Origin of the sequence: Sulfuricystis thermophila (assembly GCF_004323595.1) — a bacterium.
Taxonomy (GTDB): domain Bacteria; phylum Pseudomonadota; class Gammaproteobacteria; order Burkholderiales; family Rhodocyclaceae; genus Sulfuricystis; species Sulfuricystis thermophila.
Window position 1 is genome coordinate 1,745,052 of the sequence record NZ_AP019373.1, and the last position, 11,937, is coordinate 1,756,988.

An 11,937-nucleotide genomic window follows, 5' to 3' on the forward strand; every position below is an offset into this window, starting at 1 on the left:
CATGAACCTACCCATTGCTTTGCTTTTCTCCTTTCTGGCCATGCCCGTCCTGGGGCAACACGACCACGCGGCCGAATCGACAGCGGCTGGCAATACCGCCCCCGCGCCCACCCTGCGCGCCACGGCCCAACCCTGGACGCAGCAGCCGCTGCTGCTGCCCGGCCGCATGGCGCGTGGCGAGCGCAACACCGCCGTGTTGCGCCCTCAGGGGATCGCCGCGACGAGTGTCACGGTGTATGCGCCGGAAGGGCCACCCGAGCGGCGCAAGGTCGACTACCCGCTCGGCCCCGAGGGGGCGAAGATCGAAGCGGTCACGCCAAAGATCGGCAACTACCACTGGGTAATCGCGCGCGAGGAAACGCCGAACGAGGTGCGCGTCGCTTCGACGGCCTGGTATTTCGGCAATCCCGGCGCTTCGCCGAAAGTACTGTTGCAGGAAACCAAACACGAGTTGGAGATCGTCCCCGACCCGCTGCCCCGCGAACATGCGAGCTATCGCGAAAGCGAGCAATGGCGCTTCCTCGTGCGCTTCAACGGTCAGCCGCTGGCGAACCAGCCGCTTCTGCTCGAGACCGCCTTTGGCACCCGCTCGACGGTATTCACCAACACAGCAGGCGTTGCCACGGTGCAGTTCCCGCGCGATTTCAGGCCGGCGGGAAAACGGGATGGCGCGCATGAAGATCACGGCCTGCGCCGCGCGCCTTTCGTGCTGTCGACCGTCAAGGAAGCCGATGGCCGCCGCTATCTGACCGCCTTCAACCTGAGCTACGGCGAAGCTTCCGACCGTAACCGCAGCCTCGGCTGGGGGGCGGCCTTCGGCCTGATCGGCATGCTGGCCGCCACCCCGCTGCTGCGTCGCCGCCCTGCCAATCACGGAGAAACGCACCATGCTTGAAAAGCTTTTCCCCACCCTGGGTCGCATCCGCTTCGGCGTGCAGATGGTGATGCTGTTCGTCACCGTCTATGGCAGCGTCTTAGTCGGCACCTACATGGCCGACAAGATCTCCAACGCCCTGCCAGCGCTCTCCTGCGCTTACGACCAGATGAACGGCGGCTATTGCGTGCTGGTACCGACCCAACACATTATCCACCACCGCATCGGCGAAGCTCTGGTGCGCGCCCAGCAGCTCACTTTCGGGATGGTGCTGCCGCTGTTGATGACCTTCGTCTCCTTCTATGCCTTTTTCTTCGTGATCGGCAAGGCCTTCTGCGGCTGGGTTTGTCCCTTGGGCACGCTGCAGGAATGGATCGGCAAGCTCGGCCGTCGCCTCGGTTTCGGTCTGCGCCGTCTCGCGCCCAACGATCTCGCTCCGGTCAAGCGCGTGCGGCCGGTGAAATGGTTGATCCTTTTGGGGCTGGTCTTTCTGCTGCCGCTCCTGACCGGCCTCGGCGTGACACCGCACAGTCTCGGCAATCCCTACTGTGACATCTGTCCCTCGCGTGTGGCGACGACCTTGCTGACCGGCAACACCCAGGAACTGGCGTTGCGCGGCAACGACGCGGTGAGCTTCACGCTCGGTGCCATCGCCAATCTGCTCATCGGCTTCACCCTCGTCGGCGCGCTGGCCCTGCGTCAGCCGTTCTGCCGCATCTGCCCGCTGCTCGCCTTCAACGCGCTGTTCCAGCGCCTCTCGCCGATGCGCCTCGTCAAACCTTCGCGCGAGAAATGCGGCAGCTGCCACATCTGCACCGACGCCTGCCCGATGGACATCCCGGAGATCAGCCAGCAGCAGGGTCGCAAGGCGTACAACGAAGATTGCACGCTGTGCGGACGCTGCGCGGAGTATTGCCCGCAGGACGGCGTGATCCGGCTCAAGTGGGGGCCGTTCGCGCTGTTTTCCTCCAACCGCGACTACTACAAGAAACGGGTGCAGCGCGAGTTGCCCGATGGCACGGTGAAACCGGTCAAGTTCGTCAGGAACGCGACGAAAACCGCGAGCGCCGATGCTTGAGGACCTTGCCCAAGGCCAGGTGACGCTGGCCACCGTCTGGCTGCTCGGCGTCTCGATGGGGCTCACGGCCTGCACCGTGACCTGTCTGCCCTTCATCGGCACCTGGGCGCTCGGGCGCGCCTCGAACCAGCGCGAGGCCTTTCTCCATACCGGCGTATTCCTCGCCGGACGGGTGATGAGCTACACCTTGCTGGCGATGCTCGCGGCCGCCGCAGGCAAGGGCCTGGCGCAGGCGCTCGGCGGCGTGTGGGGCAACGCCGCCATCGGCACGGCCAGCATCCTGGCGGGGCTATGGCTGCTGTGGCGTCCGGCAGGTCGGCGACGTGCCGTATCGTCAGCGCCGAGCGTGCAGCCGATCCGCTTTCATCCGCGCCGCAGGAGTGATGGTCTGCCGCCGCTGTTGCTCGGCGCGGCGCTGACGCTCACGCCCTGCACGCCGCTGGCCTCCTTGCTGGCGCTCTCTGCACAAGCAGCCAGCCCCGCGCAAGGCGCGGCCTTTGGGCTGGCCTTCGGGCTAGGCGCGGCGATGACGCCGCTCCTCGTGCTGGTGCCGCTCGCCGGTCGGCTCGGCCGCGAGCTCGCTACATCGCGCGCTTGGCTGACGCGCTGGCTCGGCCTTGCTGCAGCCGGCGTCCTGATCCTGTTGGGCGTGCGCCGGTTATGGCTGGTCTGACGTACCCGCCGGCGCATGGGCCTGTGCCGCGAGCTGCATTTTGACGGCATCACCGGACTGGGCAGCGGACTGTGCGGCGCCGATGCCTGCCCGCCGTTGCAGATCGGCGAGGATCTGCGCGTCGTTTTGGCGTGAGCGGGCAAGCGCTTCGCGCCGATCGCGCTCTTCGATCAGGGCTTGCGCCTGTTTGCGCCACTGCTGGAATTGCGGGGTGTGCTGATGGTGCAGGTGATGGCGGCGGTTGGCGGTAAACCATTCGTGCGCCTTCGCTTCATCGGCCGGCACACCCTCGCCTTTCAGGTACATCTGGCCGAGCGCATATTGTGCGGCTTTGTCGCCGCGCTCCGCGGCGATGCGATACCAGGCGAGCGCCTGGACGGGGTCATAGGGCACGCCATCGGCATGCTGGTGGATCACCGCCAGATTGTAGGCGGCATCGACATCGCCCCGCTCGGCCCATTTCTTCCAGATCTGCACCGCCGCTGCCGTTTCGCCGCCGAAGTGGAGTTTTGCCGCGCGTAGCAGTTCGGCTTCGACAGACGGTTCGGCAGCCTGGGTGGTATAGGCGGCCAAGGCCAGCAGCACGCCCGCGAACGAAATGGGGTTCGATTTCGACATCGCAATGCTCCGCAAATACGGGAGCGGTGATGGTAAGCGACAGGGCGGGCGCGGGAAATTGGACAAATCGTCGCGCGGCAACCTGCCGCACCCCAGTAAGCGCAAACCCGCCGGGCGCCGACTCGCCTCGATAAGTCGGCGCTGGCGGGACGGCACCCCCGGCTGTCGGCTTGATCGAGATCAAGCCAGACTGCAGAAAAGTGCGTGACTGCGACGATATGTCGCAGAGGACATCACGGACGGCTTCCTAAAATCGTCACGGTTCTTTCGCGCCTTCCATGGAGATCACGATGTCATTGAAACGCCTCACGCTCGCCGCCGCGATTGCGGCCCTGCCGTTCGCCGTTCGCGCTGCCGACACGACGCTGTCGACGGTGGTCGTCACCGGCGCCAAGGAAGAAACCGCTGCCAGCAAGGTCGGCGCGGACACTTTGCAAACCCTGCGCCCCGCCACCAGCGACACGGCGCAACTGTTGCGCGACATTCCCGGTGTCAGTCTGCAGGGCGCCGGCGGCGTCTCCTCGCTGCCGATCGTGCATGGCCTGGCCGACGAGCGGCTCAGGCTCACCGTCGATGGCATGGACCTCTACGCCGCCTGCCCGAACCACATGAACACGCCGCTCTCCTACATCGATCCGACCCAGGTCGGCGCGATCAAGGTCTGGGCCGGCATCGCGCCGGTCTCCGCCGGCGGCGATGCGATCGGCGGCGCGATCCAGGTCGAAAGCCTGCCGCCGGCGTTCGCCGCGCCGGGCCAGGGCAGCGTGTTCAAGGGCGAGGTCGGCGCCTTCTATCGCAGCAATGGCGATGCCTACGGCGGCAACCTCTCGGCAAGCTACGCCAGCGAATCGTTCCATGTCAGCTACAGCGGCGCCACGGCGCAGTCCGACAACTACAAGGCCGGCGGAGATTTCAAGAACTACGATTTCACCGGCCGCCTCGGCCATACGCTCCCGCGCGACGAAGTCGGCTCCACCGCCTATGAGACGCGCAACCACACGCTGGGGCTGGCCTTCAAGGGTGGCAATCATCTCGTCGAGGCGAAAGTCGGCTATCAGGACATGCCCTACCAGCTCTATCCGAACCAGCGCATGGACATGCTCGACAACGAGAGCACCAAGCTCAACCTGCGCTATCTGGGCAGCTTCGACTGGGGCAGGCTCGAGGCGCGCCTCTATCACGAGCACGTCGATCACTACATGGATTTCGGCGCCGACAAACGGTATTGGTATGGATCGGCATCTGGCGGCAGCACGGCGCTGAATGGCACTCCGTGTTCGCCGATCAGCTCCTCATGCGCCGCCGGCATGCCGATGTACACCGAGAGCAAGACCGACGGCGCTCAGGTGAAGGCCGAGATCGCGCTGTCGGCGAAAGATCTGCTGCGCCTCGGCGCCGAACTGCATCGCTACCAGCTCGACGACTGGTGGCCGCCTTCCGGTGCCGGCATGTGGCCCGGCACCTTCTGGAACATCCGCGATGGCGAGCGTAACCGCGATGCGCTCTTTGCCGAATGGGAAGCAAAGCTTTCCCCGCAATGGCTGACACTGGCCGGCCTGCGCTATGAGCATGTGACGACCAATGCGGGATCAGCGGTTGGCTATAACCCTGCCGGCGGCGGTAATCAGGGGCGTGATGCGAACCTCTTCAACGCCCGCGACCACAAGCGCACGTTCAACAACTGGGACATGACCCTGCTGGCGAAATACGCGCTGAACCCGATGCAGGACCTCGAATTCGGCTTCGCCCACAAGGAACGCGCGCCGAGCCTCTATGAGCTCTATCCGTGGTCGACCTGGCAGATGGCGGCCTTGATGAACAACTTCGTCGGCGACGGCAACGGCTATGTCGGCAATCTCGACCTCAAGAAGGAAAAGGCCAACACGCTTTCCGCCACCTTCGACTGGCATGCCACCGACCGCGCCTGGGAGTTCAAGGCCACGCCCTATTACACGCGCGTCGATGACTACATCGATGCCGTGCAGTGGGACGCGACCAACAACATCCCGCGCACGACACCCGTCGTCAATGCCTTCACCGTGCTCAAGTACATGAACCAGGATGCACGGCTCTATGGCCTCGATCTCTCCGGCAAGCTGCCGCTCGCCAAGACCGGCGTCGGCGAGTTCGGACTCAAGGGCCTGCTCAACTACACGAACGGCAAGAACCGCACGACGGGGGACGAGCTCTACAACATCATGCCCTTGAATGCCAAGCTCACGCTGACGCACAAGCTGGGCGGCTGGGACAATGCCGTCGAGCTCGTGATGGTCAAGGGCAAGGACAAGGTCTCGGACGTGCGCAATGAAATCAAGACACCGGGCTACAGCCTAATCAATCTGCGCGCGAGCTATGGCTGGAAACAGGCACGCGTCGATTTCGGCATCGAGAACCTGTTCGACAAGCTCTACTACCTGCCGACCGGCGGCACCTATGTCGGCCAGGGCACGACGATGACCAACCCGGCCTTGCCCAACTATCCGCAATGGGGCACCGCCGTGCCGGGTCCGGGACGTTCGCTCTACGCCGGCTTCAACTACAAGTTCTGAACGGCGTAATATTTCGATGTCCCAGCCGTGCGACGCCGGCCTCGCGCCGGCGTTCGTCTTCTCCCGACATCGCCTGGCCATGCAACGCGTGTTCAGCCTGTCTTTCGTCCTGCTCCTGCATGCCGCGATCCTCTGGGCGCTTTGGCAGCATCGCCTGATTCCCGGCCGAGAGGAGGCGATGACGCTGTTTGTGAATTTCATCGCGCCGCCGGCGATCGAGAAGCCGCCCTCGCCTCCGCCCCCGCCCAAACCGGCCAGAGCCAAGCCCGCCCCGGCGCCTGCCCCACGGCTGGTGGCCGAAACAATCAGCGTCGCCCCCACAGATTATGTCGCGCCGCCCCCGCCCCCCGAGCCGCCGCGCATCGAGGCGCCCCTCGCGCCGCCTCCCCCGCCCGCGCCGGCGCCCGCATTGCCGGCCGGACCGGTCGCCTTGGGCAGCGAGCTTGCCGTGGCCTGTCCCGAGCGCACGCCGCCCACCTATCCGGCCATCGCCCGCCGTCTCGGCGAGGAAGGCACGGTGGTGTTGCGCGTCGAGCTCGATGAAACCGGCGCCGTGGTCTTTGCCGAGGTCAAGACGAGCAGCGGCGCTCGCCGGCTCGATGAGGCCGCGCTCGCGGCCGTGAAAACCTGGCGCTGCACTCCGGCTCGCCGCAATGGCCAGCCGGTGCGCGCCACCGCCCTGCAACCCTTCAAATTCGTTCTGCAAGGAAACTGAAAAGCGATGGAACATAACCTCGAGGGCTTCGGTTTTGCCCATTTCCTCGGCCAGTGCGACACCGTGGGGAAGACGGTGCTCGTGCTGCTCCTCCTGCTCTCGATCGCCAGTTGGTATCTGATCGTCACCCGGCTGCTCGCCAACTGGCTGGACAAGCGCCGCGCAGCCGCCTTCGAAGCCGAATTCGAGCGCGCCTCATCCCTCGATACCCTGCCGCTCGACAAAAACCATGCGCTCGCCGCTCTGGTCCAGGAAGCCCGCAGCGTGGCGGCCAATGCCGCCGGCCGGGAGCTTTCCGCGGCCGGGGGCTTTGCCGAGGTGCTCACGCGCAGCCTCAACAATGCGATCGATGCCGAGATGATGCGCGCCGAGCATGGCCTGACGATTCTCGCCACCGCCGGTTCGGCCGCGCCCTATATTGGTCTCTTTGGCACCGTCTGGGGCATTTATCACGCACTGGTGCAGATCGGCATGTCGGGCCAGGGCACGCTCGACAAGGTGGCCGGCCCCGTGGGCGAAGCGTTGATCATGACGGCGCTGGGGCTGGCCGTGGCGATCCCGGCGGTGCTGGCCTACAACGCCTTCCAGCGCCGCAACCGCATGTGGCTCAATCGCCTCGAATCCTTCGCCCACCGGCTTTATCTGCGCCTGGCGGTGGAACATGGCCAAGGCTGATATCTCCCGCCGCCATCACGACGAGCCGATGGCGGCGATGAACGTCGTGCCGCTCGTCGATGTGATGCTGGTGCTGTTGGTGATCTTCATCGTCACCGCGCCGATCCTCACCCATGCAGTGAAGATCGATCTGCCGAAGGCTTCGTCTGCCGTCAATGTCACAAAGCCCGAGCACATCGAGTTCGGCATTCGCGAAGACGGCAGTCTGTTCTGGAACGGCGAAACGGTGACGCTCGACCAGTTGCCGCAGCGCTTCGCCATCGAAGCCGCGAAACAGCCGCAGCCGGAACTGCATATCCGCGCCGATCGTCTGGTCGCCTACGAGAAAGTCGCCAAGGTGATGGCCGCGGCGGCGAAGGCAGGACTGACCCGGATCGGCTTCGTTTCCGAGCCGGAGGGGCGCTGAGGAAAATCGACGCTCAGCGTCTTTCGCTCATGACGCGTAGTTGCCCGGCATCGAGCACCCGCACGTGATCGGTGCCAACCGAAATCGCCCCGCTGTCCGACAGTTCGCGCAGACAACGCGAGAGTGCTTCGGGCGTCATGCCCAGCCGCGAGGCGATGACGTGCTTTGGCGCGCAAAAGCTGATCACCGTGCCATTACCACAGGAGGCGGCACCCGCGTTGAGCAGATAACTGGCCAGCCGTTTCACGGGCGGATGCAAGCGGAAATCTTCGAGATCGCGCATGCGGGCATAGAGCCGCGTGGAAAGCTTGACGAGCAGACGTTTGGCGAACTGCGCCGAGCGACCGGACAAAGTGAGTACGGCCTCGGCATCGATGTGCAGCAGCCGCGTCGGGGAAAGCGCAGCCGCCAGGTAAGGGTAGGCATTGCCGAGCAGGACGGTCGACACGCCGAACACCTCGCCGCTGCCTACCAGGTCGATGACCCGTTCCTCGCCGGCCGGCGACTGGCATGCCAGCTTGACGACGCCGGAAAGCACCGCATACATGCCGGTCGGACGATCGCCTTTGATGACGATCAGCTCGTCCTTTTCGTAACGTCTTTCCCGTGTCGCAGCGCTCAGCTCGGTCAGCAAGGCCGCTGGCAGCTCTGCAAAGAAGGGGATTCCCCGCAATTCCTGGCTAGACATGGCTGGCTGCCCCGCGAAATACGATGCCCGGCATGCTACCGAGCCGCAGCCGACTTGCCGATTGGGCGGGTTCCGATTTTTCGCGCCGGAATATTCCTATGCGCCGAATGCCACCGTGATGCCCAACCCCCTCCCCTCCAGGCCCTCGCCCATTTCGAGCCGGGCCCGGTGCAGCTCGGCGATGCGCGCGACGATCGACAAGCCCAGCCCACAGCCTTCGATGTCCTGACCCGCCAAACGATGCAGGCGACGCAACGCCTGCGCACGTTGATCGGGTGGAATGCCCGGCCCATCATCGGCGATGGAAAGCTCGACTTGGCGCCCCCGTGCCGTCACGCCAACGCCGACTTTGCCGCCTGCGGGGGTGTAACGGATCGCGTTGTCGAGCAGGTTGCGTAACAGGATGCGCAGCATCGCCTCGTTGCCGGTGAGCGTCACCGCCTGCGGCGCCTCGAGCTCCAGGGCGATGTTTTTCTCGACCGCGGCCGGGCCATGATCGGCACAGACCTCGGCGGCCAGCCGATCGAGGCGCACTTCATTCATCGGCAGATCGGCCGCCGGATCGAGCCGCGCCAGCGTCAAAAGCTGCTCGACCAGATGGCGCGCCCGTTGCGCGCCGGCCGCGAGCTGGCCGAGCGCATGATCGCGCTCGGCCGCATCGCGGGCACGCGCCGCCACCTGCGCCTGCGTGACGATCGCGGCAAGCGGCGTGCGTAGCTCGTGCGCCGCATCGGCGGTGAAGCGCCGCTCGGCTTCGAGCGAGTCGGCCAGACGCGCGAACAGGCCATTGATCGCCTCGATCAGCGGGCGAATCTCGCGCGGCGCCGTTTCAGGGGTGAGCGGGTCGAGCCGTTCCGGCGTGCGGCAGGAAACCTCGGTGGCGATCTGATCGAGCGGACGAAAACCGCGGCGGGTGGCAAACCAGATCCAGGCGCCGAGGATCGGCAGGCCGAAGAGCAGCGGCGTGAGCATCGTTTTCAGCAGATGCTCGGCGAGCTCCTTGTTCACGTGCCGTTCGAGGCGTTTGTATCGTTCGAGGCGCTGGTCGTGATGCTCGCGCTTTTCGAGCATTGCCATCACTTCTTTGCGCGTCTCGACATAGGCGAAACCGACCGCCCCCAACCAGCCGGCGGTAACGCCCGCGAGCAGCCAGAGAATGAGTCGACGCCGCAGCGAAAACCAGCGCGTATTCATTTCGGCATTGTGTAGCCGATGCCGCGCAGGGTCTTGATACGTTCGGCGCCGAGCTTCTTGCGCAAGTGGTGGATATGCACTTCGAGCGCGTTGCTATCGGGCTCGTCGCGCCAGCCGTAGAGCGAGGCTTCGAGCTGGGCGCGCGTCATCACGCGGCCGGCATTTTCGAGCAGCACCTGCAAGAGCGCGAACTCACGCGCCGACAGTTCCACGGGCTTTCCTGCCAGCGTCACCTGCCGCGCGGCCGGGTCGAGCGTCAATTCGCCCAGGCACAGTTGCGGCTGGCTGCGTCCGGCCGCGCGGCGGAGGAGCGCGCGCACCCGCGCGGCGAGCTCGTCGAGATCGACCGGCTTGACGAGGTAGTCGTCGGCGCCGGCATCGAGTCCTTGCACCTTGTCGCTGGTCGCATCGCGCGCGGTGAGGATCAACACCGGCAAGCTCTGCCCGCGCGCGCGCAAGGCGGCGAGCACGGCCAAACCGGTTTGCCGCGGCAGGCCCAGATCGAGCACGAGGAGATCATAGGCTTCGGTTTTGAGCGCCAGGTCGGCGGCCGCGCCGTCCTTCACCCAATCGACCGCATAACCTTCCTGGCGCAGGCCGACCATCAGGCCATCGCCCAGGTGGGGGTCGTCTTCGGCAAGCAGAATGCGCATGGCGTCAGTTTAGCGTGCCAGCCACCAGGCGCAGAGTGCAACCCAGCCAAGCAGGGCCACTGCAGCGAGCGGGCGGGCACTGGCGATCGCCTCGCCGGGCTCACCACGCTTCCTGCCGGTGAACATCGCCCGCACCAGGTTTTCGTGATGCACGAGGCTGCCGACGATGACCCCGGCGATATGCACGCCGACGACGATCAGCATGGTATTCGCGAGCCCTTCGTGCAGCTCCTCGAGCCAATGGCCGCCCCAATCGTTGTAGATCAGCCAGCCGGTGCCGCCGGTCGCCAGTCCCAGCACGATGAGCAGCAGGATCGCCCAGCCGCCGGCCGGATTGTGGCCGGTGGTGTGCATCGCTTGACCCGTGACCAGTCCCTTGAGATAGGCAAAAGCAGCCGCTGGCCCCCTCACGAAGCTGGCAAAGCGCGCATGCCGGCTGCCTAGAAAGCCCCACAGGAGACGAAACAGCATCACGCCGACCAGCGTGCCACCCGCGTAAGCATGCACCAGCCGCCAGGTTTCGCCTTCGCTCGTCAGCCAGGCGATAGCAAAGGCGGCCACCAGCAGCCAATGGCCGATGCGCACCGGCCAATCCCAGACGAGGATCTTTTCCATGTTCAACCCAGATTGTCCATTGGGACACGAGCGGGTTTCGATGGCGAGGGCGAGCAGGTTTGCGTCCCCGCGACGAGCCAATAACCGTGTCTATTGGCGAGGAGCGGGGGCGCGAAGATGCCGCCCGCAGCCCGAAAACCGCCGTGTAGGGCGATGAAATGATCGTTTCGCATGCTCATGGTAAGTTAGCCCGGTCTGATGGACAATCTGGGTTTAATCCTCCCAGCGGCGGCCGCTCGGCATGACGATCTCACGCTCGCGGTAGCTGCCTTGCGCGGCTTGGGTGTGGCAGGCGGCGCAGTTGGCCGGCGTCTTCACCTTGGGGTGGGCCCAGTCGCTGCGTGACACCTCGCGGTGCTTGCGCTGGAACCAGGGCGTCGCAGTGAGCCGCGGCAGGGCTGCAGCGGATGCCGTCCCGCCAGCGCCGACTCTTCGAGGCAAGTCGGCGCCCGGCGGGACGCTCTCATGCCCGCCAGCGCCGACTTTCGACGGACTGCCGGCATTGCGGACGAGAAAGTCCTGGATGGCACGCCGCGTCGGCTCATCGAGGCTGGCGTTGTCGCCGTAGTGTTTGTCGAGGCTCGCCATCACGCGCCGCCAATCATCACCCGTCAGAAGCTGCGGCGGATAGGCGACATGGCAGCTGGCGCACTCGGCCTGAAAGGCCGGCGGCGCATCGGCGGGCAGACGCAGCTTGTCGGCCAGCGCCGTGGCAGAGAGCGAGACGAGCACGATGCCGGTCAGGACATTTCTTTTCATGGCCGCACCTCCATCATGAAGGCGACGAAATCGGCTTTCTCGGCCGCCGTGCACTCGCGGCCGACGACCTCCTTGCAGTTGCGGCCAAACCATTTCTCGGCCTTGGCGAGCTCGGTGAAACGTTCCGGATTGGCGGCAGGCGCCAGGGGTTTGATCGTCTTGTCGGTGACGACGTGGCGGCCCGGCTGGGTCGGTTTGTCGGTATGGCAACTGGTGCAGGCCGGCATCTTGGCCGACACGTTGAAGCGGCGCGCGAAGAACTCGGCGCCGCGCTGCGCCGAAGGCTGAAAATTCGGCGTCGCCTGGGCGGCATCAGTTCGATAAGTCGCCAGGAGCTCGGCAGGGGTGGCGGCGTGGGCAGGGGTGAATGACATCGCCATCACGGCGATGGAGATGAGGAAAGCAGTGGCTTTCATGGTCAGACTCCTTCGTGCTGGTTG

At 65.5% G+C, this 11,937-nt stretch carries 14 protein-coding genes; 7 read left to right on the plus strand and 7 right to left on the minus strand.

The window, feature by feature from the left end:
* Nucleotide 1: 1 nt before the first annotated feature.
* From M52SOB_RS08750 to M52SOB_RS08760, 3 genes are read left to right on the plus strand one after another with little or no spacing between them, the layout of a single operon-like run.
* Nucleotides 2-895: a hypothetical protein gene (locus M52SOB_RS08750; protein ID WP_131111503.1), complete on the plus strand. Its 894-nt coding sequence runs from the start codon at nucleotides 2-4 to the stop codon at nucleotides 893-895.
* Nucleotides 888-1,952, plus strand: coding sequence for a 4Fe-4S binding protein (locus tag M52SOB_RS08755; protein WP_131111504.1), 1,065 nt, complete (start codon nucleotides 888-890; stop codon nucleotides 1,950-1,952). The genes M52SOB_RS08750 and M52SOB_RS08755 overlap by 8 nt, the downstream gene beginning before the upstream one ends.
* Nucleotides 1,945-2,625, plus strand: coding sequence for an urease accessory protein UreH domain-containing protein (locus tag M52SOB_RS08760; RefSeq protein WP_131111505.1), 681 nt, complete (start codon nucleotides 1,945-1,947; stop codon nucleotides 2,623-2,625). Before M52SOB_RS08755 ends, M52SOB_RS08760 begins: the two co-directional genes overlap by 8 nt.
* Here the strand turns inward: M52SOB_RS08760 and M52SOB_RS08765 are convergent.
* Nucleotides 2,611-3,243 (minus strand): tetratricopeptide repeat protein, encoded by a 633-nt coding sequence (locus M52SOB_RS08765; RefSeq protein WP_131111506.1) that lies wholly within the window; start codon nucleotides 3,241-3,243, stop codon nucleotides 2,611-2,613. The genes M52SOB_RS08760 and M52SOB_RS08765 overlap by 15 nt on opposite strands.
* A 290-nt stretch (nucleotides 3,244-3,533) precedes the next feature.
* On the opposite strand from M52SOB_RS08765, the gene M52SOB_RS08770 reads away from it, so the two are divergent.
* From M52SOB_RS08770 to M52SOB_RS08785, 4 genes are read left to right on the plus strand one after another with little or no spacing between them, the layout of a single operon-like run.
* Entirely contained in the window at nucleotides 3,534-5,792 is a 2,259-nt protein-coding gene (locus M52SOB_RS08770; protein WP_131111507.1) for a TonB-dependent receptor, read from the plus strand.
* A 16-nt stretch (nucleotides 5,793-5,808) separates the two neighbouring features.
* Nucleotides 5,809-6,507, plus strand: a complete 699-nt coding sequence (locus M52SOB_RS08775; RefSeq protein ID WP_284155051.1) for an energy transducer TonB — start codon at nucleotides 5,809-5,811, stop codon at nucleotides 6,505-6,507.
* A gap of 6 nt (nucleotides 6,508-6,513) precedes the next feature.
* A complete protein-coding gene (locus M52SOB_RS08780; protein WP_131111508.1) occupies nucleotides 6,514-7,182 on the plus strand; it encodes a MotA/TolQ/ExbB proton channel family protein in 669 nt (222 codons plus the stop codon).
* Entirely contained in the window at nucleotides 7,169-7,588 is a 420-nt protein-coding gene (locus M52SOB_RS08785; protein WP_131111509.1) for an ExbD/TolR family protein, read from the plus strand. The genes M52SOB_RS08780 and M52SOB_RS08785 overlap by 14 nt, the downstream gene beginning before the upstream one ends.
* A 13-nt stretch (nucleotides 7,589-7,601) precedes the next feature.
* Here M52SOB_RS08785 and M52SOB_RS08790 read toward each other — a convergent pair whose 3' ends face one another.
* The 6 genes from M52SOB_RS08790 to M52SOB_RS08815 form a co-directional block, all read right to left on the minus strand.
* Nucleotides 7,602-8,276 carry a Crp/Fnr family transcriptional regulator gene (locus M52SOB_RS08790; protein ID WP_131111510.1) on the minus strand — a complete coding sequence of 225 codons (675 nt, stop codon included), beginning with the start codon at nucleotides 8,274-8,276 and terminating at the stop codon, nucleotides 7,602-7,604.
* Nucleotides 8,277-8,372: 96 nt separating this feature from the next.
* Nucleotides 8,373-9,470 (minus strand): ATP-binding protein, encoded by a 1,098-nt coding sequence (locus M52SOB_RS08795; RefSeq protein ID WP_131111511.1) that lies wholly within the window; start codon nucleotides 9,468-9,470, stop codon nucleotides 8,373-8,375.
* The gene (locus tag M52SOB_RS08800) at nucleotides 9,467-10,123 is read right to left on the minus strand and encodes a response regulator (protein ID WP_131111512.1); all 657 of its coding nucleotides are present in this window, start codon (nucleotides 10,121-10,123) and stop codon (nucleotides 9,467-9,469) included. The genes M52SOB_RS08795 and M52SOB_RS08800 overlap by 4 nt, the downstream gene beginning before the upstream one ends.
* Before the next feature lie 9 nt (nucleotides 10,124-10,132).
* Nucleotides 10,133-10,738: a cytochrome b/b6 domain-containing protein gene (locus tag M52SOB_RS08805; protein ID WP_131111513.1), complete on the minus strand. Its 606-nt coding sequence runs from the start codon at nucleotides 10,736-10,738 to the stop codon at nucleotides 10,133-10,135.
* A 213-nt stretch (nucleotides 10,739-10,951) separates the two neighbouring features.
* On the minus strand, nucleotides 10,952-11,497 hold the full coding sequence (locus tag M52SOB_RS08810; protein ID WP_131111514.1) for a diheme cytochrome c: 546 nt from the start codon (nucleotides 11,495-11,497) through the stop codon (nucleotides 10,952-10,954).
* Nucleotides 11,494-11,913, minus strand: a complete 420-nt coding sequence (locus tag M52SOB_RS08815; protein WP_131111515.1) for a DUF1924 domain-containing protein — start codon at nucleotides 11,911-11,913, stop codon at nucleotides 11,494-11,496. Before M52SOB_RS08815 ends, M52SOB_RS08810 begins: the two co-directional genes overlap by 4 nt.
* Nucleotides 11,914-11,937 lie beyond the last annotated feature (24 nt).

Excerpts from the sequence above, each read along its gene's own strand:
- M52SOB_RS08810 (WP_131111514.1), bottom strand. The coding sequence starts at position 11,497 with ATGAAAAGAAATGTCCTGACCGGCATCGTGCTCGTCTCGCTCTCTGCC.
- M52SOB_RS08760 (WP_131111505.1), top strand. The coding sequence starts at position 1,945 with ATGCTTGAGGACCTTGCCCAAGGCCAGGTGACGCTGGCCACCGTCTGG.
- M52SOB_RS08805 (WP_131111513.1), bottom strand. The coding sequence starts at position 10,738 with ATGGAAAAGATCCTCGTCTGGGATTGGCCGGTGCGCATCGGCCATTGG.
- M52SOB_RS08815 (WP_131111515.1), bottom strand. The coding sequence starts at position 11,913 with ATGAAAGCCACTGCTTTCCTCATCTCCATCGCCGTGATGGCGATGTCA.
- M52SOB_RS08800 (WP_131111512.1), bottom strand. The coding sequence starts at position 10,123 with ATGCGCATTCTGCTTGCCGAAGACGACCCCCACCTGGGCGATGGCCTG.
- M52SOB_RS08785 (WP_131111509.1), top strand. The coding sequence starts at position 7,169 with ATGGCCAAGGCTGATATCTCCCGCCGCCATCACGACGAGCCGATGGCG.
- M52SOB_RS08750 (WP_131111503.1), top strand. The coding sequence starts at position 2 with ATGAACCTACCCATTGCTTTGCTTTTCTCCTTTCTGGCCATGCCCGTC.
- M52SOB_RS08770 (WP_131111507.1), top strand. The coding sequence starts at position 3,534 with ATGTCATTGAAACGCCTCACGCTCGCCGCCGCGATTGCGGCCCTGCCG.
- M52SOB_RS08795 (WP_131111511.1), bottom strand. The coding sequence starts at position 9,470 with ATGAATACGCGCTGGTTTTCGCTGCGGCGTCGACTCATTCTCTGGCTG.
- M52SOB_RS08765 (WP_131111506.1), bottom strand. The coding sequence starts at position 3,243 with ATGTCGAAATCGAACCCCATTTCGTTCGCGGGCGTGCTGCTGGCCTTG.
- M52SOB_RS08755 (WP_131111504.1), top strand. The coding sequence starts at position 888 with ATGCTTGAAAAGCTTTTCCCCACCCTGGGTCGCATCCGCTTCGGCGTG.
- M52SOB_RS08775 (WP_284155051.1), top strand. The coding sequence starts at position 5,809 with ATGTCCCAGCCGTGCGACGCCGGCCTCGCGCCGGCGTTCGTCTTCTCC.
- M52SOB_RS08780 (WP_131111508.1), top strand. The coding sequence starts at position 6,514 with ATGGAACATAACCTCGAGGGCTTCGGTTTTGCCCATTTCCTCGGCCAG.
- M52SOB_RS08790 (WP_131111510.1), bottom strand. The coding sequence starts at position 8,276 with ATGTCTAGCCAGGAATTGCGGGGAATCCCCTTCTTTGCAGAGCTGCCA.